The sequence below is a fragment of the Sorangium sp. So ce117 genome (assembly GCF_051524395.1).
Classification (GTDB): domain Bacteria; phylum Myxococcota_A; class Polyangia; order Polyangiales; family Polyangiaceae; genus Sorangium; species Sorangium cellulosum_B.
This window is the reverse complement of sequence record NZ_CP150309.1, coordinates 1,718,871-1,740,403: the sequence shown is the minus strand read 5'-3', so window position 1 is coordinate 1,740,403 and position 21,533 is coordinate 1,718,871. Positions and strand designations below refer to the sequence as shown.

Sequence of the window (21,533 nt, the reverse complement as noted above, 5' to 3'; positions counted from 1 at the left end):
ACGAGGAGCCAGCCATGCCCACCGCCGACGACCTCACGACGGTGTCGACCGCCCGCGAGCAGCCCATCGCCCGCGAGCAGCCCATCGCCCGCGAGCGGCCCATCGCCCGCGAGCGGCCCACCGCTCCCCCGCGGCGGCCGCTCGAAGACGACAAGACGGGCGAGCTCTCGTCGCGCATCGCCCGCCGCGCGGCCGAGGCGCACGCCGGTCAGCCGCTCGATCGGCTCCTCGCCGAGGACCTCCCGGGCAACGAGCTGACCACGCTCCTGCTCCATTGCCTGCGCCGGCGCGCGCTGCGGCGGAGCTTCGCCGACGTCCTCGACCACGCGGAGCGCGCGCCCATGACGCACGCCTCGACGGCGGACGCCCGGCGGCTGCACGCCCTCGACGCGGCGGCGTACGCGGCGGCGGCGGGCTTCGAGGCGGTGGATCTCGCCCCGATCGGGCCGCTCGGCGCCACGGCGTGCGCGGGCGTCGAGCCGAACAACGTGCTCGCGACGGTCCGCTTCGCCGAGGTCGCCGCGGACCCGACGACGGGCCTCGCGCTGCACGCCGCGCGGCGCCGGCGCGGGACCCGGGGCGGCGAGCCGCTGCGGTTCTGCGCGAGCCAGCGCGTCCTGCGCATGCAGCCCACGACCCAGCCGGGCTTCACGCCGCACTTCCGCCTGTTCGCCCTCGCGACGGCGGCCCGCTCGCCGGGCCGCGGCGAGGACGACGCGTGCGAGCGGCGCGCCCTGCTCGAGCACCTCGTCGTCTGGGCGGACCTCGTCCGCGCGCTGCCTCACGCGGGCTTCCGCGCCGCGGGGCTGCGCGTCGTGCTCTCCGACACGTCGCTGGTCCGCGCGAGCCTCGGCGCGCGCGGCGTCGACGCGGACGCGATGGCGCGGCGGGCGAAGGCGCACGAGCCCGGGTCGACGGAGGCGGCCCTGCGCGAGGCCGGCGTCGATCTGCCGCGGCGCGCGGCGGATCTCGTGGGGGCCGCGCGGTCCCTCGGCCTCGGCCCCGAGCTCCTCGCGCGCGCCGAGCGCTGGGTCGCCGAGGTCAGCGAGCCGCTCACCCGCGCACGCCCGGAGGTCGAGGTCGTGCACGATCTCGGGCGGCTGCAGGGGCTCGGCTACTACGCCGGGCCGTTCATCCAGCTCGTCGTCCGCCGGGACGACGGCCTCGAGCTCCCGCTCGGGGACGGCGGCGCCTTGCCGTGGCTCGGCGCGCTGCTCTCGAACCGCCGCGAGCGGATGGTCGCGACCGGCATCGGGAGCGAGATCCTCGTGAAGCTCTTCGATCGATCGGAGGCTCGGGCCGGCGAGGCTCGACCGGAGGGAGCGACGCCATGATCCTCGAGACGCCCGCGTTCACCCTGCGTCCCTGGGCGGCGGTCGACGTCGACGCGCTCGTGAAGAACGCGAACGACCGCCGCGTCTGGGCGAACCTGCGCGATCGCTTTCCGCACCCGTACACGCGCGACGACGCCGAGGGCTGGATCGCGCACTGCGCGGCGCGCGCGCGGCCCGGCGAGGCCCTGGCGATCGTGGTCGCCGGCGAGGCGGCCGGCGGCATCGGCCTCGAGCGCCTCGACGACGTGCACCGGCACACCGCGGAGCTCGGCTACTGGCTCGGCGCGGCCTACTGGGGGCGCGGGCTGGCGACCGAGGCGGTGATCGCGCTGACGCGGTACGGCTTCGAGCAGCTGGGCCTCGAGCGCATCCAGGCCGGCGTCTTCGACTGGAACGGGGCGTCCGCCCGCGTGCTCGAGAAGGCGGGTTACGCGCTCGAGGCGCGGATGCGCCGCCACGTCGTGAAGGACGGGCGGCTCGGCGACGTGCTGCTCTACGCGCGCGTCCGGGAGGACGCGCCGGCCGGCGGGCAGCCGTGAAGCGCCGGGCGGCACGGGCATCGCCGCGCGCCGCGTACCGCGCGTCCCGTGGATCGAGGCCTCACCCGCGCGGGCGGCCCTCGCCTCCCGCCGCGGGCGCGGGCGCCTCTGACGCCGCGGGCGCCTCTGCCGCCGCGGGCGCCTCCGCCGCCGCGGGCGCCTCGTGTCCCGCCGCCTCGGCGATCGGGAGCGTGAAGTAGAACCGGGCGCCCTGCCCGACCTCGCTCTCCACCCAGATGCGGCCGCCGTGCGCGTCGACGATCCCCTTGGCGATGTAGAGCCCGAGGCCGGTGCCCTTCTTCCCGGGCGTCTCGTCCTTCCAGAACCGCTCGAAGATGCTCGTGAGGTTCTGGGGGGGGATCCCCGGCCCCGAGTCGAGGACGGCGAAGCGGGCCATCGCCCCGTCCCTGTCCACCGAGAGGGTCACCTGGCCGCTCTGGGGCGTGAATTTCAGGGCGTTGCCGAGGAGGTTCGACAGCACCTGGAGCACGCGCTCCCACTCCGCGCGGATCACGAGCCCGGGCTCCTTCAGGGATTGCTCGAACCGGACCTGCTTCGACTCGGAGAGCGGCCCGAACATCTCCATGGTCTCGTGCAGGAGATCCTCCACCGCGCACGGCTTCGGCGTCACCGAGAACCTGGAGGCTTGCATCGTCGTCACGTCGAGCATCGTCCTGATGAGGCGCTCCATCCGCAGCGAGACGTGCTCGATCGACTCCGCTTGCTGCCGTGTCCGCTCGGAGTCGGCGCCCCGCCGCAGCCACGCGGCCTTCAGCGCGATGGCGCCGAGCGGGTTGCGCAGATCGTGGGCCACGATGCCCATGAGCTCGTCGCGGGCCGCCAGCGCCAGGCGCGCGGCGTCGCGCGCCTCCCGCGCCTTGTGGTACGGGCCGCCGAGGAGCTTCGTGAAGTACCAGGCGATCCCCAGGCCGGCCAGCACCAGCAAGCCCAGCAGGCCCTCGAGCCACAGCTCCAGCCGGGCTCGCTCCGTCTTCGCGTCATCGTAGAGCTGCTTGAGGACATCTTGCTTGTGCTCGACGAGGCGGGCGAGGGAGCCCTCGAGCTCGCGGTGACGCGGCCTCAGCTCCTCGTCGAACCGGCGCACGAGCTCGCTCGCGTCGCCAGTCCGCGTCCGCTGCCGGGCGGCGAGCAGCTCTTCCTGCATCCGGGCGAGGTGCATGGCCGCCTGCTCGACCTCGGCCACCCGATCGAGGCCGATCGGGCTGAGCGCGTGGTCGCGAAGCGCGCCGACGTGCTCGTCGAAGCGCGCCCTGGCCCTGTTCGCCTGCTCGAGGAGCTCGCGATCGCCGGAGATAAGGTAGCCCCTGCCGTGAGACACGATGAGCTCGCTGCTCCACCGGAGCCGCTCCACGAGCGTGATCTCGTGCTCTTTGGCGCGTAACCGATCGATCTGAGCCTCGGCCACGGACGAGAAGCGCCGCACCGAGAACGCCATGCCGAGCGCCAGGAGCAGGGTGAGGATGGCATAACCCATCCTCGCCGTGGCCTCGAAGCGCGTCCGCGTCGGAATGACCGAAGTTCCGTCCTCTCGACGGGCGTCGGCGGATCCGTGGGGCTGAGCCACTCCGCGAAAGCTAGACCGCGTTGCGCGAAGAGCAAGGCGCCCCGGCGCCGCGCCGCACGGCGAGAAGCGCTCCGGCGGCGAGCGGGAGCATGGCAGGACAACGCGCGACGAGCGGGGCGACTCGACCTGTCGAGGGGCGCCTCGGGCCGCCAACGGATGACAAGCAAGCGTTCCTCGGTGTAAAGAGTGTGCGTCATGACAGACCGAGCGGCGAACCGGGTTCGCGAGCGGCGCGAGGCGCGCGGGCTGTCCCAGGTGGCGCTCGCCGAGCGCGCCCGCCTCACGAGGCAGAGCGTGGGCGCCATCGAGGCGGGCCGCGCGACCCCGGCGGTCGACGTCGCGCTGCGCCTCGCGAGCGCCCTCGACTGCTCGGTCGAGGACCTCTTCGGGGAGCCGAGCGCGGCGGCGGACCTCGCGACCGAGACCGACGCTCCGGCGGCGCTGGGCCGCGCCGCGGTCGCGCGCATCGCGGACCGCTGGGTCTCCTACCCCCTCGAGCGGGACGCGGTGCGGATGGCCGCGGACGGCATCGTGACCGGCGAGCGGCGCGGGAGGGCCGTCGTCGAGCCGCTCCGGGCGCTCGCCGAGGTCGAGGAGAACGTCGTCGTGATGGGCTGCGCGGCCGGCCTCGGCCTGCTCGCCGACCGGCTCAATACGAGGCCGGGGCCGGGGCGGTTCCTCTGGTTTCCCCGCTCGAGCACCGCGGCCCTCCAGGCGCTGGCCCGGCAGCGGACCCATGTCGCGGGCGTCCACCTCGTCGACGCGCGCACCGGCGAGGCGAACGTCGCCGACGTCCGCCGGCTCGGGCACGCCGAGCCGATCGTCCTCATCACGCTGGCGCGCTGGGAGGCGGGCCTCCTCGTTCGCCGCGAGGACGCCGGCCGCATCCGCGGCGCGGCCGACCTCGATCTCCCCGGCCTGCGCCTCGCCGGCCGGGAGGCGGGCGCCGGCGCCCAGCGGCTCCTCGAGCGCGAGGTCCGCGGCCACGGGCTGCCGATCGAGCTCGCGCGCAAGCCGCACCTGCGGGTCGCCGGCCACCTCGACGTCGCGCGCGCCGTGGCGATGGGCGCGGCGGACACCGGCGTCGCGACGCGCGACGCGGCGATGGCGCTCGGGCTCGGCTTCGTGCCCCTGGCCGAGGAGCGCTACGACCTCGCGGTCCCGCGCGAGGGGCTTGATGACGGCAGGGTGCAGCGCCTGCTCGACGTCCTCGTCTCAGGGGAGTTCCGCCGTGAGCTCTCGGCGCTCGCCTACGACGCTCGGCAGGCGGGCGAGCGGGTCGCCGAGGTGCGGGCGGCATGACGGCACGGACCGAGCCAGGGAACGACGGAACCCCGGAACGACGGAACCCAGGAGTCTCCCCGATGAAGTACCCCCGACGACAGCTGTTGCGCGCCCTCCCCCTCCTGATCCTCGCGGCGTGCCTCGCCGTCCTCGGCGGCTGCGAGCGCTCGGAGCCGGCGTCCGCCCAGCGGGAGGACAGGCTCGTCGTCTTCGCCGCCGCCTCGCTCCGGGACGTGTTCACCGCGCTGGGAGAGGATTTCAAGCGCTCTTATCCGGGCGTCGAGGTCACGTTCAACTTCGCCGGCACGCAGGAGCTCCGCACGCAGCTCGAGCACGGCGCCGCGGCCGACGTGTTCGCCTCGGCGGATCAGCGCCACATGGACGAGCTCGTGAAATCCCAGCGCGCCGCGGGCCCCGTCGTCTTCGCGCGCAACGAGCTCGTCCTCGTCGTCGCGAGCGAGAGCGCCGCGACCGTCCGGGGGTTCGCCGACCTCCCCGCCGCGACCCGCATCGTCATCGGCACCCCCGAGGTCCCGATCGGCCGCTACACGCTGCAGATCCTCGATCGCGCGTCGGCCTCCCTGGGCGGGGATTTCCGCGCGCGCGTGGAGTCCAAGGTCGCCTCGCGCGAGCCCAACGCGCGGCAGGTGCTCGCCAAGGTGCGCCTCGGCGAAGCGCAGGCGGGCGTGGTCTACCGGACGGACGCGCAGGGGGCGCAGGACGGCGTGGTCGTCGTGGCGATCCCGCCCGAGGTCAACGTCCTCGCCGAGTACCCGATCGCCGTCGTCTCCGGCGCCGCGCACCCCGGGCTCGCGCGCGCGTGGCTCGATCTCGTGACGTCGGAGGCCGGCCGGACGGCGCTGTGGCGCGCCGGGTTCCTTGTGCCTTCCGGGGGCGGCGCGCCTCGGTGAGCGGGCGCCTCCGCGCGGAGCGGGTGGCCCTGGCCGCGGTCGGCGCGGTCCTCGTGGCCTTCCTGGCCGTCCCGATCCTGGCCTTGTTCGCGACGGCCACGGTGGGGAACGTCGAGCAGGGGCTCAGCCACCCCCTCGTGTGGCCCGCGCTGCGCCTGAGCCTCCTGACGACCTCCGCGAGCCTCGTCGTCGTGGTCGTCCTCGGGACGCCGCTCGCCTGGACGCTGGCGCGCTCGCGCGGGCGGCTCTCGCGCGCGGTCGAGGCGGTGGTGCAGCTGCCCATCGTCATCCCGCCCGCGGTCGCGGGCGTCGCGCTGCTGCTCGCGTTCGGCCGCCGCGGGCTCCTCTCCGGGTGGCTCTACCCCGCGGGGTGGTCCGTCTCGTTCACGACGGCGGCGGTCGTCGTCGCCGAGGTGTTCGTCTCGGCGCCGTTCTTCGTGCAGGCGGCGACCAGCGCGTTCCGGAGGGTCGACGCGAGGCTGCTCGTGGTGGCGCGGACCTTCGGCGCGTCGCCGCTCCGGGTGTTCTTCCGCGTGGCGCTGCCGCTCTCGGCCCCTGGGCTCGCCGCCGGGGCCGCGATGAGCTGGGCCCGCTCCCTCGGCGAGTTCGGCGCGACGCTCATGTTCGCCGGCAACCTGGAGGGGCGGACGCAGACGCTGCCGCTCGCCATCTACACGGCGCTCGAGTCGGACCTGCGCGCCGCGCAGGCGCTGTCGATGGTCCTCGTCGTCGTGGCGTTCACGCTGCTCCTGTTCGTGCGGGCCGTGCTGGGGCGCTCCACCGAGGGCGAGCGCCCCGAGGCGGCGCCGTGATGGCGGCGGAGCGCCTCCGCGCCCGCGTGACCGCGCGCGTCGGGCGCCTGCGCATCGAGGCCGATCTCGACACCGGCGGCGGGTCGCTCGTCCTGGTGGGGCCGAACGGCGCCGGGAAGACGACCTTGCTCTCGCTCCTCCTGGGCGTCTTCCCCGTGGAGCGAGGGCGCGTGGAGGTCGGCGAGGCGGTGCTCCTCGACACGGCGGCCGGGATCGACGTGCCCGTCGAGCAGCGCGGGATCGGCTATGTGCCCCAGGACTACGCGCTGTTTCCGCACCTCAGCGTCCGTGAGAACGTCGCGTTCGCGCTGCGGAGCGATCCCGCGCGGCGGCGGCGCGCGGCCGGCGCCGAGGTCGTCGACGCGATGCTCGACGACCTCGGCATCGCCGCGCACGCCCACCGGCGGACGCAGGCGCTCTCCGGGGGCGAGAAGCAGCGCGTGGCGCTCGCGCGCGCGCTCTCGGTGAGCCCGCGGGCGCTGCTCCTCGACGAGCCGCTCGCCGCGCTCGACGTCCACTCGCGCCGCGAGGTCCGGGCGTTCCTCTCGAACTACCTGCGGACGCTCGCCATCCCCACCGTCGTCGTCACGCACGACGCGACGGACGCGCGGCTCCTGGGAGATCGCATCGCCGTTCTCGAGGCAGGGCGCGTGACGCAGGCCGGCACCTGGGAGGAGCTCTCCGCCCGACCGGCGTCGCCCTTCGTGGAGGAGTTCGTCGCCGCGGCGCGCAGCGCCGGCGACGCGCCGCCCTCCCGGAGCGCGGATTCGGCCTGAAAATTCAGCGAGGAGCAGCGCAAACCCTCTGTCACGGCCGGATCTCCGGTCGCGAGGGCAGTCGTCCGTCAGTCGCCCCCCAGCGCGATGAGTCGCCCCCCAGCGCGATGAGTCGCCCCCCAGCGCGATCATGTTGAAAATGAGAATCATTCGCGTTACGGTCTCGCTCGGGAGGTCGACTTGTCAAACTCGAAGGACTGTCGTCACGAAACCCTCGCGTACAACGGCGTCGCGCACGTCCAGCGGTGCCTGGACTGCGGGGGTATCTCGATTCACCTCGGCCCCGTCTCCGTCCGGCTCGACGATTCCAGCCTGGAGGCGCTGTGGGCCGTGCTCGGAGAGGCCGCCGCGGAGCTCCACGCGCGGAGGACGACCGAGGTGATGAACGTGGTGAGGCGAGGTGTCGCGTGAGGGCCCGGGCGCTCGCGCGCGCGGCCTCGACGGCTCTTCCGCTGGACGGGCCCTGGGGGACGTTCGGCGGGCGGGTCCGGGGGCTCGCGTGCGCGGCCATGGGGCGCCTTGGCCCGTGGGTCGCCGTGGCCGGCTGCGCGGCGATGTTCGGCTTCGTCGGCGCGTTCGTCGCCCTGAGCGCCGGCTGGATCGCGTGGCCTGGCTACCTGACGGCGGTGTCCGGGTCGCTGCTCATGTACGCCGCCTGCCTCGCGGTCGGGCACGCCGGTGATCCGGTCGCGCTGCGGCGCCGGCAGGGCGCCTCTCGCGCGTCAGCCCTCGACGCCGGCAGCGCTGCAGTCCTTGCAGATCCCGAGCAGCTCGTGGACGTGGCCCGTCAAGCGGAAGCCGAATCTCTCCGCGACATCGCGCTGAAGAACCTCGATCGCCTCGAACTCGAACTCCACGACCTTGCCGCAGCGTGTGCAGATCAGATGGTCGTGATGTTCACGCTCGAACGCTCGCTCGTACCGCGCGCCGTCGCCCTTCGACACGAGCGTCATCTGGAGGAGCCCCGCTTCCACCAGGAGGGGTAGGACCCGGTAGACCGTGGCGGGGTGGGCATCGACGACGCCGCTCTCGCGGAGCTCCTTCAGCAGGTCGTCGACCGAGAAGTGCCCTCGCCTGAGGAGCGCCGCGCGCGCGATGGAGTCGCGTACCGACGACCCCTTCAGGCCGCGCTGCCGCACCGCGCGCCGCAGCCGCTCCAGCGCCCGCTCGAGGCCGGCCTCGTCGAGCGCGGGCGGCTGGGTCACATGGCGCACGCGGGGAACTATACGAACCGTTCGCAAGATGGTCAACGCTGGCCCAGCACCTCGGCGGAGCTTCGGTCAGGACGTCGCCGATAAGCCGCTCCCCTATCGCGTTTCCCGTTTCCTCGGCGGAGGCGACGGCTCCTCGACCATCCGACGCAGCCGCTCGAGCGCGCGATCCCAGCCTGCGGAGATGCCGTCGAGGAACACGCGGGCTTCCTCGATCCGCCGCGGCTCGAGCGCGTAGAGGACCTCGCGCCCGCGCCGCTCGTGCGTCACGAGGCCCGCGCCCTCGAGCACCCGGAGGTGCTTCACGATCGCCTGTCGCGTCACCTTCGCTCCGTCGGAGAGCGCGGTCGCCGACAGCGCCCCTCCGGCCCCGAGCCGGGTCACCACCGACAGCCGCGTCCCGTCGCCGAGGGCGAAGAAGACGTCAGCGACCGCCGGTTCACACGCTTTCGACATACTTCGCGATGTTCTCGGCCTGAGCGGCCCATCCCCCCTCGTTCATGCGGAACGCGCGCTCGCGCCGATGCGCTGGCACACGGTCGAAGCCAGACTCCACGATGGTGAGCAGGGTGCCTTCAGCGACCCCCTCGAGGCGGAACTCGACGAGCGTCGTCGGCTCGTTGTCCGGGTCGGCCTCGGCGTCGATGCCATACGGGATCCAGCGAAAGCTGAAGTACCGCTCCGGCTCGATGCGCTCCACCGTGCAGAACACCGCGCCCTTCTCGGGGAGCTTCACCTTCGAAGGCCGGAGACCACGGCTCTTCTGGTAGTCCATGATGGCGGCTTCGTTGAGCCCCTCATCGAAGATGCCAGTGAGCGTCTTGCCCGCGACGAACTCGCCCTCGAGCTCGATCCCGAACCAGCGCCCGAACTCCCTGGCGTCGGCGATCGCCCGCCACACGCGTGACACGGGCGCGCGCAGCGTGACCCGCTTCTCGATCCTGTCCGTCGATGCCATGTGCAACCTCCTGGATGCACAATAACGAGCCGCCCGACGAAGTGCAGCCATCTGATTGCACTTCGTCCTGCGCTTGACTTCCGGGTGTCGATCCACAACCATATGGTTGTGGATTCGCTGAGCACGACCCTGGCCGCCCTGAGCGACGCCACCCGGCGCGCGATCCTCGTGCGGCTCAAGACGGGGCCTGCGTCGGTGCACGAGCTGGCGCAGCCGTTTCAGATCTCGCAACAGGCCATCTCCAAGCACCTGGCAACCCTGGAACGAGCGGGTCTGATCGAGAAGCGGCGCGACGGGCGGCAGCACGTTTGCCAGCTCAATCCCGCGCCGATGCGGGAGGTGGCGAGCTGGGTCGAGCAGTACCGGCAGCACTGGGACGAGGCGTTCGGCCGCCTGGACGACCTCCTGCACGAGCTGCATCCGCCAAAGAAAGGGTGATCACGTCACGATGCAATTCTCTCAAACCCCTCATGAGCCCACGGTCCTCATCGAGCGCACGTTCGATTTTCCGCGCGACGTGGTGTTCGATGCATGGACGAACCCCGACCTGCTGGCGCGCTGGTTCGCGCCGCGGGGGTGCACCATCCGCTTCGCGCGGATCGACATCCGGCCGGGAGGGGGCTTCCATTCGTGCATCCACAACCCGCAGTTCGGCGATTGCTGGACCGTCGGTGTCTACCGCGAGGTCGTGCGGCCGGAGCGGCTCGCGTTCACCATGCGGATCGCTGACGCGAACGGGAATCCCGTCTCCTCCGAGAGCCAGGGGCACGATCGGGACTGGCCCGAGGAGACGCTCGTGTCGATCACCTTCACCGAGCGAAACGGGCGGACGCTCGTGAGGCTCGAGCAGAACGTGAGCGAGGCGCTCGCTCGCCGGACCGGCGCGCACCCGAGCTGGCTCCAGATGCTGGACGCGCTCGGCGAGGAGCTGGCGAGGGGCGCGAAGCAGTGAGGCCACCATGACGACACCGATCCTCTACGCCCACCCCTTCTCGTCCTACTCCCAGAAGGCCTTCATCGCCTTCCATGAAAAGGACGTCCCTTTCGAGCTGCGCCTGCTGGAGCCTTCCAACCCGCAGGCCGGCGCCGAGCTGGCGGCGCTCTGGCCGCTTGGCAAGTTCCCCGTGCTCAGGGTCGGTGACCTCGCCCTGTGGGAGGCGACCATCGTTGTCGAGTGGCTCGACCAGACCCATCCGGGGCCCGCCCTCCTGATCCCGCCCGATCCGGCCGCCGCGCTCCAGGTGCGGATGTTCGACCGCATCTTCGACAACTACGTCATGAATACGATGCAGGTCATCGTGAACAACCGCATCCGCGAGATGCAGTCCAACCCGCGCGATGAGTACGGGGAGGTCCAGGCCCGCGCCGCCCTGGACAAGGTCTACGCCTGGCTCGACGGCGAGCTCGCCGGCCGCACCTGGGCGACAGGCGACGCCTTCACCCTCGCCGACTGCGCCGCCGCCCCGTCGCTGTTCTACGCCGACTGGGTCCACCCCTTCGACGACCGCCCGAACCTGCGCGCCTACTACCGCCGCCTGCGCGAGCGCCCGTCCGTCGATCGCGCCGTGGAGGGCGGCCGACCCTACCGCCACTACTTCCCCGGCGGCGCGCCGACCGATCGCGACTAGGTCCAGAGCGCTGGCGCAATGCGCTGATGCAGATCTCCGGGCCAACCTGCAAGACGCACCCGCGTCCTCGCAGGCTTCGGGCTCGCTGCGCCTGCGCACGCCGAGACGTGGCCGGATACCTTCACGGGCGGATCGCCAGCAGCTCGGCGGCCTGATTCGGCACCGCGGTCGCCATCATGTCGATGAGCATCCGGGGCTCCGCGGCGCCGAGCGCGCCGAGCTTCCGGAGCTCCTGGGTGCGGCTCATGAGCCACAACAAGCCGGTCGTGAGCGTGCGCGGCAGACGGCTGAGCAGCGCCACCACGGTGGGCTCGATGGCGTGGCCCAGGCCGCGCACGATGTGAAACCCCTGGGCGAGCGCGGCGGCGTAGCGGCGCGCCTCACGCCATGTGATGCCGGCGTCCCGGTGCGCCACGACGACGCCGATCGACATGAGGGGGATCACCATGGCGGCGTGCGAGCGCAACCATCCGTGCATATCGGCGCTGGTCACGGTCGGGATCCCTGCAGCGCCGAACACCTTTGCCCACGCCGCATCGCCCACGGTGGTGCCCGGCAGGATGCGCCTCCGCAGCTTGCCGTCGATGAGATGCGCGAGCACGCCGCCGGGGAAGCCGAACGAGAAGCGCTCGGCGCCCACCGCGTCCCGCAGTCGATCCAGCGGCTCGAAGGTGTTGAACATGAACATGATGTGTTTCGCGACGCTCTGTCGCAGCGCGGGTAAGACGCTGTCGACCTGAGGCGCCAGCACCGTCACGAGCACGAGATCGTACGGGACGCTCGGATCGAGGGTGCCGGCGACGGCCACAGGGGCGCGAGCACCATCGGTCATAACAATCGCGCGGTCTTCCCGCAGGCGCTCCAGGCGCGCGCCGCGCGCGACGGCCGTGACCTCGTGGCCGGCTTTCGCCAGCTGGTAAGCGAATGTACTGCCGATGGCTCCTGTACCGAGCACTGCCATTTTCATCAAGGCATCATAACCTGCGCCGCACCACGGTGGTTTTGCGCAGGAACAAAACCGTTTTGCATGGACGAAGATCCGTCGAGATGGCAGGGTCGTCCCATGGACTGGGACGATTGTCGTGTGCTGCTCGAGGTCCACCGCCGCGGGAGCTTCCTCGCGGCCGGACAGCGCCTCGGCATGTCGGCCTCCACGGTCATGCGGCGCGTCTCGACGCTCGAGCGCGCGCTCGGGCGCTCCGTCGTCCACCGGACGAGCCACGGGGTGCGGCTAGAGCGCGAGGCCCTCGCGCTCGTGAACATCGCCGCCGGGTTCGAGCAAGCGCTCGGGGCGCACGATCGTGAACGAGCCGGCACCGTGCGCCTCTCCGTGCCGGAGGGGTTTGGCGCCGTGGCGGCCCAGGCGGCGCGGCGATGCTGGGAGCAGGACCAGACGACCATCGTCGAGGTGTCGGTCGAGTCGCGGCTCGTCGATCTGGCGGAGCGCGAGGCCGACATCGGGCTCCGCGGGGGTCGTTCGGCCTCGAACGTGCTCATCGAGAAGCGCGTCGGCGAGGTCAAGCCGGCTCTGTACGCGAGCGCCGCTTACCTGGCGGCGCATCTGCCCGGACGCCTGGTCACGAGAGACGACTACCCCGGCCAGCGCTTCATCGTCGATGAGCGGATCACCCAGGGACTCGGCCCCTTCCACTGGCTCGTGGAGCGCGGCGCGCAAAACTTCCCGCTTCGTTCAAACGCCGTGGAGACGCGGATCGAGGCAGCGCGAGCGGGCATGGGCATCGTGGTGCACGGGGCCGGCGTCGATCTCCCGGGTCTGGAGCCCGTCGCGCTCGACGCCGCGGGTCCGTCGGTCCCGTTCTACGTCGTGATGCATCGAGAGCTGCGCCACGTGCCGCGCATGCGCGCGATGGCGAAGGCGTTGAGCGAACTGTTCGCGGAGTACACGGCCAAGGCCACCTCCCGTGGATGACAGCGGGTCGATGGCCCAGCGGCGTGCCGCAGCCTCGCGGCTGCCGTGAGCCGTCATGGCGCACGCTGAGGCTGTCCGCCCACGTCGCGCGACGTGTGGAGCACGCGGCGACGCTTGACAGCCCAGGACAATCGTCCTACGAGACCGACTCTCGGCGGCTGCGACAGCGGCCGTCCAGCGAGGCGATGCTCTGAGCAACCCGACAATCGTGGGGCCCGACGGTCGAGCGCGTTGCCGCTGGTCCGGCGCGGCGCCGGAGTTCATCGACTATCACGATCGCGAGTGGGGGTTTCCTGTCAGCGACGACCGCCGGCTGTTCGAGAAGCTGAGCCTCGAGGGCTTCCAGTCCGGGTTGAGCTGGCGCACCGTCCTCGCCAAGCGTGAGAGCTTCCGCGCGGTGTTCCACGGCTTCGACGTCGACGAGATCGCCCGCTTCACGGGGCGAGACGTCGAGCGGCTCCTCGGGGATGCGCGGATCATTCGCCACCGCGGCAAGATCGAGGCGGTCATCCACAACGCGCGATGCGCCAGAGAGCTCGTCGAGCGCGAGGGCTCGCTGGCGGCGTTCGTCTGGCGCTACGAGCCCGCCGCGGAGCGGCTCGCGCGCCCGCAGACCGTATCGACATCACCGGAGTCGGTCGCCCTCTCGAAGGACCTGAAGAAGCTCGGCTGGAAGTTCGTCGGCCCCACGACGGTGTACGCGTTCATGCAGGCGATGGGGCTGGTGAACGATCACGTCGAGGGCTGCGTCATCCGAGGAGAGGTCGAGCGCTCGCGTGAGCGATTCAAGCGCCCCCGGCGCTGACATCTGCCTGCGTGGTTCCGGCGCTTCGTGGCACCGGCGGCGAGACAAGCGCCGCCTCACGTGAGGCCGGCGCCGAAAGCGCCGAGCGCGTTCGCGAAGGTCGTGCCTGTCGGGGCGGCGGGCAGCGCGGAAGGCGGAGGGCCCTCGAGCTCGAAAAAAGCGGGCATCGGCAGCGGCTGCGCCGTCGGGCCGCGGCCCAGGCACCACCGCTCGTAATGCGTGAACGTGATGAAGAAGCGGTGCTGGTCGACCACCCAGATGATGCGCCAGAAGGAGCTCACCTCCTCGGCGAGCGCGGCGTTCTCGTCGCAAAGGCTCACGATCTCGGGGACCGACCTGAGCGAGACCTCGAGGCAGATGTGCCGCCCGCCGCCGAGCGGGAGCTCGCGGGTGTGGTCGGAGAAGAAGTCGTACCAGACGAGCTGCCCCGACAGCAGACGATCGAGCGTGGCTTTCACCCAGGGGTTCGATTTGATGATCTTTGCGACGTCGACGGCGTTTCCCTGGAGCTTGCCGCTCTTCAGCCAGTCGTCGACGACGTAGGCCCCGAAGGTGCATGAAGGATCGTGAAGGAAGCCGACCGGGCTGGGAGAGAGGACCTGCGCGCCGCGGGCCTCGCAGATCATGTCGACCGAGATCTCGAGGAGCGCGGGCCGGCGCTCGCCCTCGACCATCCGGTAGAGCCGCAGCTTGCCGCGCGCGACGTCGCGGAAGATCTCGGCCCAGGCTCGCTGGTAACGCCGCTGGTTGGCATACGTCGCGTCGAGCAGGAGGGCGCACGGCACGTTGCTGGTGCTCGCGAACCCCTTCTTCTGCGTGTCGCCCCATTCCGACTGATTGCCGCCGAGCCGCTTGGCGTCCCATGCCAGCCCGTCAAGACCGTAGTACTCGACGTCGGGCGGCACCGCGTCCGCGCCGCACACGGCACGGTCGTACTTGTTCTTGATGTCGGCGGGGGCGCCGAACACCTTGGGGTGCGTGCGGGCCGCGTGCGCGGCCGCCAGCGCCTCCTCCATGGTCTGTTGCAGGCTCTGGCCAAGGCCGAGGACGTTCATGATGATCTGCTCGGCCTTGGGGTTCGCCGGAAGCTTGCTCCGGAGCTCGAGGAGGGTGGCGAGCTCGATGACGCCTTTCTTCCGCAGGCAACTCAACACGATCTTCTTCGCGAGCTCCTGGGTCTCCACCAGCGACGGATCCTTGGGAGGCTCCAGCGCCTCGAGCTTCCCGATGTGGCCGGAGAGGTCCTGCGGCGTGAAGATGACGGACCAGATCTTCTCGGATCCCCTGAGGTGCTGCGCGAGCTGCGGCAGGTAGACCCAGAGGTTGCGCTTCGCGGCTCCCCAGAGATCCTCCCGCAGCCCCGGCGGGATCGGCGGCGGCAGCCCGAGCTCCTCTCTCAACGCCGCATCCAGCGCGCGGGCCAGGCCGGCCGCGTCGGCCTGCAGGCGGAAGAGCTCGTCCACGAACGCTGGCGACAGCGCTGTGGGCGCCTTCAGCGGCGTCTGCCCGATGTTGCTCAGCGGCTGTTGCCCGTAGACCACACCGATGCAGAGCTCGCAGACCGAATCGATGGCCAGCAGGCGCTCGAGCAGGTCCTCGACGCCGCAGCTCCGATGAAGGTGCGCTTCGTTGAGCTCGAGGCAGAGCCCCGCCAGCAAGCCGGTCAGCAGCAGCACGAAGTCCCGGACGTTCGACGAGGGCTGGCTCATCGGGTCTTTTCCGAAGTGGGTCCAGCACGGGCTATCGATCAGGCACCCGGCATGCGCGAGGTCGAATTTCAGGGTGTGCGCGAGGAGCGGCTTCGGAAATGCATCGGTCCTGTCGTGCGCGAGCAGGAGATCGAGGAGCTCCTTGCGCGCATTCGTGATCTTCGAGCCGGCGAGCTCGGCGCAGACCGTCTGGCCGTCGGCCCGCGCGAGCAGGGCGCAGGCGTACTCGACGAAGGCGGCCTGCCGTGGCGACATGTAGAAGTCGATGGCGGACGCGAAATCCCAGATGCCCTCGTTCCCCATCATCCAGGGGGTATAAGCGCAGGGGAGATAGAGATCGGCGCCATCGATCGCATTCTCGACAGCCTGGATGTCGCCTGTCTGGATGGCCGCCAGGAGGAGGAGCGTGTCGCCGGCGGCGGGCGGTCCGAGATCGTTGAACTCCCGCTGCGCCTTGTTCGCGGCGTCGTCGTTCTCGACCTCCTTCTCCTTGTCGGTGACGGAACAAGTCGTCTCCGGACCCCTCTTGCTCGGGACCAGGCGCAGCACCTCGTCGGTCGAGGTCTCGAGCGCGGACTGCTCGTCGGTCACGAACCGCCACCGGTAGTAGCGCGTGCGCAGACGGAGGGCGTCGAGCAGCATCAGCTCGTCGATGGAGTCGGGCCAGCTCGAAGGTCTCGACTGCAGGAAGAGCTCGAGGTCCAGGAGGCCGAGCTCGGTGACGGTCGGCGGCCGGAAGCGCCCCTGCTTCCTTGCCCGCTTCTTTGACCTGTACCGAGTGGCGGGGAGGGACGGTTCTCTCTCTTCCATCTTCGTGCCCCCGCGCTCAGAGCGCCCGGCCGTAGGCGAGCAGCGGTGGCGCGCCGCCGGGCGCCTCCTCCGCGTCGCTCCGTGACATGCGCTCGAAGCCCAGCGCCTCGGCCAGGCGGCGCGAGCGCAGGTTGCCGGGCGCGATGAACGTCGTCACCGAGCCGAGCCCGCGGGCCCGCGCCTCGCCGAGCAGCGCCGAGACGGCGGCGCGTCCGATCCCGCGGCCCCAGAACGGCTCGCCCAGCCAGTAGCGGATCTCCGCCGTGCGGCCGAGGCGATCGATGGCGCAGAGATCGCAGCCTCCCGCGACCGCAGGCGCGCCCCCGGGGGCCGCGGCCTGCCCGGCCGCCTGCGCGACCCCCCGCGCGACGACGATGGCGAAGCTCGCCCGCGTCCCCTCGCGCTCGTGGTGGCGCAGCGCCACCACCTCGCGCTCGACGTGCCGGGGCGGCAGCGGGTGCGGCAGCCGCAGCGGGCCCGCCACGGCCGGGCCGGCGAGCAGCGCCTGCATGGCGGCGGCGTGCTCGAACCCGAGCGGCTCGAGGCCGACATCGGACCGCGGCCCGGCCGCGGCGCGGAGGGCCGCGCTCACCCGAGCTCCCCGTGCGCCCGCGCTTTCAGCCGCGCAACGCGATTCCCCATCGGCAGCCGCTCGTCCGCGAGGATCGCCCGCGCCCAGGCCCGCTCGACCTCGAACCCCGCGCCGAGCGCGAGGTCGATCATGACGAAGCGGCCCACGTCGCGATCGTCGTCGATCCCGAGGGCGCGCGCGCGATCGACGGCGGCGCGCACGCGCTCGAGGCGCGCCGGCGCCGGGAGCGCCGCCGCCTCCGCCCAGTGGCGCGCCGCGATCGCCGCCAGCTGCTCCGCGAGCCGATCGTCCGCCGGTCTCGCCAGAGCAACCCATTGCGCCCGACGGATCCTCAGCATTACGCAGAATTGGATACGCGCGTGCCCGAGGTGGGTCAAGGCGCCAGCCGGCGCCCCTCCTTCTCGCCCGCGGCGCTCTCTGCTCGAAGAGCTCGGACACCGCGGCTTTCAGCTGCCCATCCGCCCACCATCATGGCTCGCGGTGCGAGCCGGCGCGCAGCGCGCTGACGATCCCGGCGCTCAGCGTCAGCACGGCGCCGATACCGAGGCCGATGCGCGGCGCGGTATCTACTGGCATGAGCGTGAAGAGCAAGGTCATGACGACAGCGCCCGCCGTCTGGCCGGCCAGCCGCGCGGTGCCCTGCATGCCGCCCGCGGCGGCGCTCCGCGCGCGCGGCGCCGCGAGGAACATGTTGCGGTTGTTCGGCACCTGGAACAGGCCAAAGCCCGCGCCGCAGAGCGCCACGAACGGCACAAGCGAAAGCGCGCTGCCGTGCGCCGGCGACAGCGCGAGCGCAGCGAGCCCCAGCGCGAGACACCCCGCGCCCGTCGCGCACAGCCAGGCCGTCGAGATGCGGTCGGCGAGGCGGCCCGCGACGGGCGCCAGGAGGGCCACGCTCAGCGGCCAGGGCGTGATCAGCAGCCCGGTGCTCAGGGCCTCCTGGCCAAAGCCGTGCCGCAGATAGAAGGGCAGCGCGACAAGCGCCGAGGCCTGCCCCGCGAAGCACGCGACCGACGCGATCACGGAGACGCGAAACGAGCGGCTGCGCAGCAGGTCGAGCGGCACCAGGGGCGCCTCCTTCGGCAGCTCGCGGCGGAGCAACAGCGTCGCGCTCAGGACGGCCGCGGCGAGCAGGCCGGCCCCGAGCGCCGGCGCCGCCGGCAGCAGCTCCGCGCCTGCGATCACCCCGCCGAAGGCCCCCGCGTTCAGCGCCATGCTCGTCGCGTCCAGCGCCCGCGCCGTGCCGGGGACCTCGGGGAGGCCGCGCGAGGCGAGCAGCACCGCCGCGCCGAGCGGCAGATTGACGGCGAACAGCCAGGGCCAGCTCGCGCTCGAGAGCAGCACGGCGCCGACCGTGGGCGCCGCGGCCGAGGACAGCGCCACGGCGAGCGCGTTCCAGCCGATGGCGGCTGCCAGCTGCGCCTGCGGAACCACGAAGCGCAGCAGCGCCACCCCGAGCGCCATCACGGCGGCGCCCCCGAGCCCCTGGAGAAAGCGCGCGGCGACCAGCCAGTGGAGCGATGGCGCCAGCGCACACAGCACCGACGCGCCCGTGAACAGCCCGACGCCCGCCGTGAACACGGCGCGATAGCCCAGGCTCTCGCCCAGCGCGGCGCACGGCAGCAGAGCCATCACCAGCCCGAGCTGGTAGGCGCTGACGACGCGCACCGACGCGGCGGGCGTCACCTGGAGCGCGTGCGCCAGCGCAGGCAGCGCCACGTTGGCGATGCCTGCGGAGAGCACCACCAGCACCATGGCCGCGAGCACGCACGCGATCGCCTCCGCGCGCGCCGGGCCCTGCACACAGGAAGCCGCGTGATCGGGCGCCTCGCTCGGCAGGGGCGCGCCCGCGATCGAGGTGCGCAGCGCCATCATGTTCCCACCGTCCAGACGCCGTTGCGCTCGACATAGCGGGTCACGCGCCGCGCGACCTGATCTTCCTGTCGGAGATCGCGCTCGGTGAAACGGAACAGCAGCGCCGGGCCGGCGACGCAGCGCGTGTCGTGGATGTCTCCCGGCAAGAACAGCTGCGCCTGCCCGGCGCGCAGCAGCGTCTCGTCACGCTTGACCAGCTGGACGCCGGCCCCGGTCTCGACGCGAGCGTAGGTCGACATCGCGATCTCTCCGCGCTGCAGGGCGTAGATCACCCAGCTGCGACCGTGGTCGTGCGGCGGGCGGTAGAGCCCGGCCTGCTCGGTGTGGGCCTGCAGCACGAAGCCGTGCTCCGCATCCCGGTAGAGCTCCCTGGACGCGGGCGCCTCCTCGTGCAGCGCCGCGAGCCAGGGCTCGGAGGCGTGCGCCTTCGCCAGCTGTTCCAGGTGATGGCGACAGCTGGCGACAAGGTCGCTGCTGAGCGGTCCCCAGCTGGCGCGGGTGCGATGGACGAACAGGTCAAGGGCGTTCTCGGTCATGGGTGGCCTCCGGCTCGGCTCGAATCGACGTGATCCGCGCTTCGACGTTGAAGCTAGAGCGCCGGCACGGATTGCGGAACGCGCAACGATCGCAATCTATATGTGCATCCGACGCTATAGTTCACCCCGACCTCTGGTAGCCTGCTGGCATGTCGCTGCCTGACCTGAACCTGCTCGTGACGCTCGACGTGCTGCTCACGGAAGGCAGCGTCACCGGCGCGGCCCGACGCCTGCGCCTGAGCCCGTCGGCGATGAGTCGGGCGCTCGCGCGCCTGCGGGAGACCCTGGGCGATCCCCTGCTGGTGCGCGCTGGACGCGGCCTGGTGCCGACCCCACGCGCGCTCGATCTGCGCGAGCGCGTGAGCCACCTTGTGCAGGGCGCCGAGGCCGTCCTGCGGCCGGCCGAGAAGCTCGACCTGAAGCGCCTGGAGCGCACCTTCACGCTGCGCACCAGCGAGGGCTTCGTCGAGAGCTTCGGTCCAGCCCTGATCGAGCGCACCGGCGCCGAGGCGCCAGGCGTCCGGCTGCGCTTCGTGGCCAAGCCCGACAAGGACAGCGCGCCGCTGCGCACGGGCGCCGTCGACCTCGAGACGGGCGTCGTCGACGAGGACACCAGCCCCGAGCTGCGCACCCAGGCGCTGTTCCGCGACCGCTTCATCGGCGTCGTGCGCAGCGACCACCCCCTCGGCCGCGCGAAGATCACGCCCGCGCGCTACGCCGCCGGACGCCACGTCGTGTTCTCACGGCGCGGCGTGGCCAAGGGGCGCATCGACGAGAGCCTGGCCGCGCTCGGTCTGGCGCGCGAGGTGGTGACCATCGTCGGCGGGTTCGCCACGGCGATCGCGCTGGCGCGCGCGACCGACCTGATCGCGACCGTTCCGGATCACCACACAAGGAGCCTGCGCGACGGCCTGTTCAGCTTCGCGCTGCCCTTCGCCGCGCCGGAGATCACCGTCTCGTTGCTGTGGCACCCGAGGCTGGACGCGGACCCCGCTCACCGCTGGTTGCGCGACAGCGTGCGGGAGGTCGTGGCAGGCGGGGAAGAGACGGCGGCGCGGAAAGGGCATGCCGGGCAGCGCCGCGCGCCACGGAAGAGGCGAAGGGGCTAGCGCCGCCCCTCGGCTTTGACGATGACCTAGGGTCTTACCGCTGTGGCCCGGCGGCCAAGCTGGCGGTGTCGATGACGAAGCGATACTTGACGTCGCCCTTGAGCATGCGCTCGTACGCCTGCTCGATCCGCTGGATCGGAATCACCTCGATGTCGGCGACGATCCCCTTCTCCGCGCAGAAATCGAGCATCTCCTGCGTCTCGGCGATGCCGCCGATCGTCGACCCGGCGATCGTCCTGCGCTTGAGCACGAGGTTGAAGACGTTGGGCGACGGGTGGGCGTCCTTCGGCACGCCCACGAGCACCAGGGCGCCGTCCCGCCTGAGCAGCCTCGTGAAGGCGTCGAGGTCATGGCTCACCGCGACCGTGTTCAAGATCATGTCGAAGCTCTCGGCGTGGCGGTCCATCTCGTTCGCGTTGCGCGACACCACGACCTCGTCCGCGCCGAGGGCCTTGGCGTCTTGCCGCTTCGACTCCGACGTCGTGAACGCGACCGTGTGCGCGCCCATCGCGTGGGCGAGCTTGACGCCCATGTGGCCGAGCCCGCCGATGCCCACCACGCCGATCTTCTTGCCGGGCCCGGCGTTCCAGTGCCGAAGCGGCGAATAGGTGGTGATGCCGGCGCAGAGCAGCGGGGCCACGGCCGCCAGCTGTTCCTCGCGGTGGGTGATCTTCACCACGTGCCTGTCGTTGACGACGATCCGCTGGGAGTAGCCGCCCAGCGTGTGCCCGGGGGCGTCCGGGGTCGGAGAGTTGTAGGTGAGCGTCATGCCCCTCTCGCAGTACTGCTCGAGGTGTTCGGCGCAGGACGCGCAGCGGCCGCAGCTGTCGACGATGCAGCCGACGCCGACCAGCTCGCCCTTCTTGAAGCGAGATACCTGGCCCCCCACAGCGGACACCCGCCCCACGATCTCGTGCCCAGGAACGCACGGATAGAGCGTGCCCGCCCATTCACCTCGGACGGTGTGCAAGTCCGAGTGGCAGACGCCGCAGTAGACGATGTCGATCTGCACATCGTGGTCGCCTGGGGCGCGGCGATAGATGTCGAGCGCTTCCAGCGGCTTGTCGGCGGCATGGGCACCAAAGGCTTTCACGGTCATCTTTTACTCCTGGAAGAGCTTGAGCTCCTG

Annotated in this window: 24 protein-coding genes; 13 read left to right on the top strand and 11 right to left on the bottom strand. The window is 71.8% G+C overall.

What is annotated here, in order from left to right; translation table 11 throughout:
- Positions 1 to 14 precede the first annotated feature (14 nt).
- Positions 15 to 1,334: a hypothetical protein gene (locus WMF46_RS06505; RefSeq protein ID WP_437984802.1), complete on the top strand. Its 1,320-nt coding sequence runs from the start codon at positions 15 to 17 to the stop codon at positions 1,332 to 1,334.
- A complete protein-coding gene (locus tag WMF46_RS06500; protein WP_437984801.1) occupies positions 1,331 to 1,873 on the top strand; it encodes a GNAT family N-acetyltransferase in 543 nt (180 codons plus the stop codon). Before WMF46_RS06505 ends, WMF46_RS06500 begins: the two co-directional genes overlap by 4 nt.
- Positions 1,874 to 1,934: 61 nt before the next feature.
- Here WMF46_RS06500 and WMF46_RS06495 read toward each other — a convergent pair whose 3' ends face one another.
- Positions 1,935 to 3,368 (bottom strand): sensor histidine kinase, encoded by a 1,434-nt coding sequence (locus WMF46_RS06495; RefSeq protein ID WP_437984800.1) that lies wholly within the window; start codon positions 3,366 to 3,368, stop codon positions 1,935 to 1,937.
- 285 nt (positions 3,369 to 3,653) lie between these two features.
- Here WMF46_RS06495 and WMF46_RS06490 point away from each other — a divergent pair, with 285 nt between their 5' ends.
- The 5 genes from WMF46_RS06490 to WMF46_RS06470 all read left to right on the top strand — a co-directional run bounded on the left by WMF46_RS06490 (position 3,654) and on the right by WMF46_RS06470 (position 7,652).
- A complete protein-coding gene (locus tag WMF46_RS06490) occupies positions 3,654 to 4,760 on the top strand; it encodes a substrate-binding domain-containing protein (protein WP_437984799.1) in 1,107 nt (368 codons plus the stop codon).
- Positions 4,761 to 4,822: 62 nt separating this feature from the next.
- Complete coding sequence (modA, locus tag WMF46_RS06485; RefSeq protein WP_437984798.1) at positions 4,823 to 5,653, top strand: molybdate ABC transporter substrate-binding protein; 831 nt, start codon at positions 4,823 to 4,825, stop codon at positions 5,651 to 5,653.
- A complete protein-coding gene (locus WMF46_RS06480; protein WP_437984797.1) occupies positions 5,650 to 6,465 on the top strand; it encodes an ABC transporter permease in 816 nt (271 codons plus the stop codon). The genes modA and WMF46_RS06480 overlap by 4 nt, the downstream gene beginning before the upstream one ends.
- On the top strand, positions 6,465 to 7,241 hold the full coding sequence (locus WMF46_RS06475) for an ABC transporter ATP-binding protein (RefSeq protein ID WP_437984796.1): 777 nt from the start codon (positions 6,465 to 6,467) through the stop codon (positions 7,239 to 7,241). Before WMF46_RS06480 ends, WMF46_RS06475 begins: the two co-directional genes overlap by 1 nt.
- A 180-nt stretch (positions 7,242 to 7,421) precedes the next feature.
- On the top strand, positions 7,422 to 7,652 hold the full coding sequence (locus tag WMF46_RS06470; RefSeq protein WP_437550225.1) for a hypothetical protein: 231 nt from the start codon (positions 7,422 to 7,424) through the stop codon (positions 7,650 to 7,652).
- Between the two features lie 311 nt (positions 7,653 to 7,963).
- Here the strand turns inward: WMF46_RS06470 and WMF46_RS06465 are convergent, their stop codons facing one another.
- The 3 genes from WMF46_RS06465 to WMF46_RS06455 form a co-directional block, all read right to left on the bottom strand.
- Positions 7,964 to 8,455, bottom strand: coding sequence for a Fur family transcriptional regulator (locus WMF46_RS06465; RefSeq protein WP_437550224.1), 492 nt, complete (start codon positions 8,453 to 8,455; stop codon positions 7,964 to 7,966).
- A gap of 93 nt (positions 8,456 to 8,548) precedes the next feature.
- Entirely contained in the window at positions 8,549 to 8,908 is a 360-nt protein-coding gene (locus WMF46_RS06460; RefSeq protein WP_437984795.1) for an ArsR/SmtB family transcription factor, read from the bottom strand.
- Positions 8,892 to 9,410 (bottom strand): SRPBCC family protein, encoded by a 519-nt coding sequence (locus WMF46_RS06455; RefSeq protein ID WP_437984794.1) that lies wholly within the window; start codon positions 9,408 to 9,410, stop codon positions 8,892 to 8,894. The genes WMF46_RS06460 and WMF46_RS06455 overlap by 17 nt, the downstream gene beginning before the upstream one ends.
- 108 nt (positions 9,411 to 9,518) lie before the next feature.
- On the opposite strand from WMF46_RS06455, the gene WMF46_RS06450 reads away from it, so the two are divergent.
- From WMF46_RS06450 to WMF46_RS06440, 3 genes are read left to right on the top strand one after another with little or no spacing between them, the layout of a single operon-like run.
- Complete coding sequence (locus WMF46_RS06450) at positions 9,519 to 9,848, top strand: ArsR/SmtB family transcription factor (protein ID WP_437744628.1); 330 nt, start codon at positions 9,519 to 9,521, stop codon at positions 9,846 to 9,848.
- Between the two features lie 10 nt (positions 9,849 to 9,858).
- A complete protein-coding gene (locus WMF46_RS06445) occupies positions 9,859 to 10,362 on the top strand; it encodes an SRPBCC family protein (protein WP_437984793.1) in 504 nt (167 codons plus the stop codon).
- Positions 10,363 to 10,369: 7 nt separating this feature from the next.
- Positions 10,370 to 11,038, top strand: coding sequence for a glutathione S-transferase family protein (locus tag WMF46_RS06440; protein ID WP_437984792.1), 669 nt, complete (start codon positions 10,370 to 10,372; stop codon positions 11,036 to 11,038).
- A 121-nt stretch (positions 11,039 to 11,159) separates the two neighbouring features.
- Here WMF46_RS06440 and WMF46_RS06435 read toward each other — a convergent pair whose 3' ends face one another.
- Positions 11,160 to 12,140: a ketopantoate reductase family protein gene (locus WMF46_RS06435; RefSeq protein WP_437984791.1), complete on the bottom strand. Its 981-nt coding sequence runs from the start codon at positions 12,138 to 12,140 to the stop codon at positions 11,160 to 11,162.
- On the opposite strand from WMF46_RS06435, the gene WMF46_RS06430 reads away from it, so the two are divergent.
- Positions 12,123 to 12,968, top strand: coding sequence for a LysR family transcriptional regulator (locus tag WMF46_RS06430; protein WP_437984790.1), 846 nt, complete (start codon positions 12,123 to 12,125; stop codon positions 12,966 to 12,968). The genes WMF46_RS06435 and WMF46_RS06430 overlap by 18 nt on opposite strands.
- Before the next feature lie 208 nt (positions 12,969 to 13,176).
- Entirely contained in the window at positions 13,177 to 13,773 is a 597-nt protein-coding gene (locus WMF46_RS06425; RefSeq protein WP_437984789.1) for a DNA-3-methyladenine glycosylase I, read from the top strand.
- Between the two features lie 56 nt (positions 13,774 to 13,829).
- Here WMF46_RS06425 and WMF46_RS06420 read toward each other — a convergent pair whose 3' ends face one another.
- From WMF46_RS06420 to WMF46_RS06400, 5 genes are all read right to left on the bottom strand, one after another.
- Complete coding sequence (locus tag WMF46_RS06420; RefSeq protein WP_437984788.1) at positions 13,830 to 16,292, bottom strand: hypothetical protein; 2,463 nt, start codon at positions 16,290 to 16,292, stop codon at positions 13,830 to 13,832.
- A 16-nt stretch (positions 16,293 to 16,308) separates the two neighbouring features.
- Positions 16,309 to 16,884, bottom strand: coding sequence for a GNAT family N-acetyltransferase (locus WMF46_RS06415; RefSeq protein ID WP_437984787.1), 576 nt, complete (start codon positions 16,882 to 16,884; stop codon positions 16,309 to 16,311).
- Positions 16,881 to 17,222, bottom strand: a complete 342-nt coding sequence (locus WMF46_RS06410; protein WP_437984786.1) for a hypothetical protein — start codon at positions 17,220 to 17,222, stop codon at positions 16,881 to 16,883. The genes WMF46_RS06415 and WMF46_RS06410 overlap by 4 nt, the downstream gene beginning before the upstream one ends.
- 130 nt (positions 17,223 to 17,352) lie before the next feature.
- Entirely contained in the window at positions 17,353 to 18,759 is a 1,407-nt protein-coding gene (locus tag WMF46_RS06405; RefSeq protein WP_437984785.1) for an MFS transporter, read from the bottom strand.
- Entirely contained in the window at positions 18,756 to 19,295 is a 540-nt protein-coding gene (locus WMF46_RS06400; RefSeq protein WP_437984784.1) for a hypothetical protein, read from the bottom strand. The genes WMF46_RS06405 and WMF46_RS06400 overlap by 4 nt, the downstream gene beginning before the upstream one ends.
- 149 nt (positions 19,296 to 19,444) lie before the next feature.
- Here WMF46_RS06400 and WMF46_RS06395 point away from each other — a divergent pair, with 149 nt between their 5' ends.
- On the top strand, positions 19,445 to 20,404 hold the full coding sequence (locus tag WMF46_RS06395; protein WP_437984783.1) for a LysR family transcriptional regulator: 960 nt from the start codon (positions 19,445 to 19,447) through the stop codon (positions 20,402 to 20,404).
- A 34-nt stretch (positions 20,405 to 20,438) separates the two neighbouring features.
- On the opposite strand, the gene WMF46_RS06390 is transcribed toward WMF46_RS06395, so the two are convergent.
- Positions 20,439 to 21,503, bottom strand: coding sequence for an NAD(P)-dependent alcohol dehydrogenase (locus WMF46_RS06390; RefSeq protein ID WP_437984782.1), 1,065 nt, complete (start codon positions 21,501 to 21,503; stop codon positions 20,439 to 20,441).
- Positions 21,504 to 21,533 lie beyond the last annotated feature (30 nt).

Excerpts from the sequence above, each read along its gene's own strand:
- WMF46_RS06390 (WP_437984782.1), bottom strand. The coding sequence starts at position 21,503 with ATGACCGTGAAAGCCTTTGGTGCCCATGCCGCCGACAAGCCGCTGGAA.
- WMF46_RS06455 (WP_437984794.1), bottom strand. The coding sequence starts at position 9,410 with ATGGCATCGACGGACAGGATCGAGAAGCGGGTCACGCTGCGCGCGCCC.
- WMF46_RS06460 (WP_437984795.1), bottom strand. The coding sequence starts at position 8,908 with ATGTCGAAAGCGTGTGAACCGGCGGTCGCTGACGTCTTCTTCGCCCTC.
- WMF46_RS06410 (WP_437984786.1), bottom strand. The coding sequence starts at position 17,222 with ATGCTGAGGATCCGTCGGGCGCAATGGGTTGCTCTGGCGAGACCGGCG.
- WMF46_RS06495 (WP_437984800.1), bottom strand. The coding sequence starts at position 3,368 with ATGGGTTATGCCATCCTCACCCTGCTCCTGGCGCTCGGCATGGCGTTC.
- WMF46_RS06405 (WP_437984785.1), bottom strand. The coding sequence starts at position 18,759 with ATGATGGCGCTGCGCACCTCGATCGCGGGCGCGCCCCTGCCGAGCGAG.
- WMF46_RS06400 (WP_437984784.1), bottom strand. The coding sequence starts at position 19,295 with ATGACCGAGAACGCCCTTGACCTGTTCGTCCATCGCACCCGCGCCAGC.
- WMF46_RS06445 (WP_437984793.1), top strand. The coding sequence starts at position 9,859 with ATGCAATTCTCTCAAACCCCTCATGAGCCCACGGTCCTCATCGAGCGC.
- WMF46_RS06490 (WP_437984799.1), top strand. The coding sequence starts at position 3,654 with ATGACAGACCGAGCGGCGAACCGGGTTCGCGAGCGGCGCGAGGCGCGC.
- WMF46_RS06500 (WP_437984801.1), top strand. The coding sequence starts at position 1,331 with ATGATCCTCGAGACGCCCGCGTTCACCCTGCGTCCCTGGGCGGCGGTC.
- modA (WP_437984798.1), top strand. The coding sequence starts at position 4,823 with ATGAAGTACCCCCGACGACAGCTGTTGCGCGCCCTCCCCCTCCTGATC.
- WMF46_RS06420 (WP_437984788.1), bottom strand. The coding sequence starts at position 16,292 with ATGGAAGAGAGAGAACCGTCCCTCCCCGCCACTCGGTACAGGTCAAAG.
- WMF46_RS06395 (WP_437984783.1), top strand. The coding sequence starts at position 19,445 with ATGTCGCTGCCTGACCTGAACCTGCTCGTGACGCTCGACGTGCTGCTC.
- WMF46_RS06505 (WP_437984802.1), top strand. The coding sequence starts at position 15 with ATGCCCACCGCCGACGACCTCACGACGGTGTCGACCGCCCGCGAGCAG.
- WMF46_RS06440 (WP_437984792.1), top strand. The coding sequence starts at position 10,370 with ATGACGACACCGATCCTCTACGCCCACCCCTTCTCGTCCTACTCCCAG.
- WMF46_RS06475 (WP_437984796.1), top strand. The coding sequence starts at position 6,465 with ATGGCGGCGGAGCGCCTCCGCGCCCGCGTGACCGCGCGCGTCGGGCGC.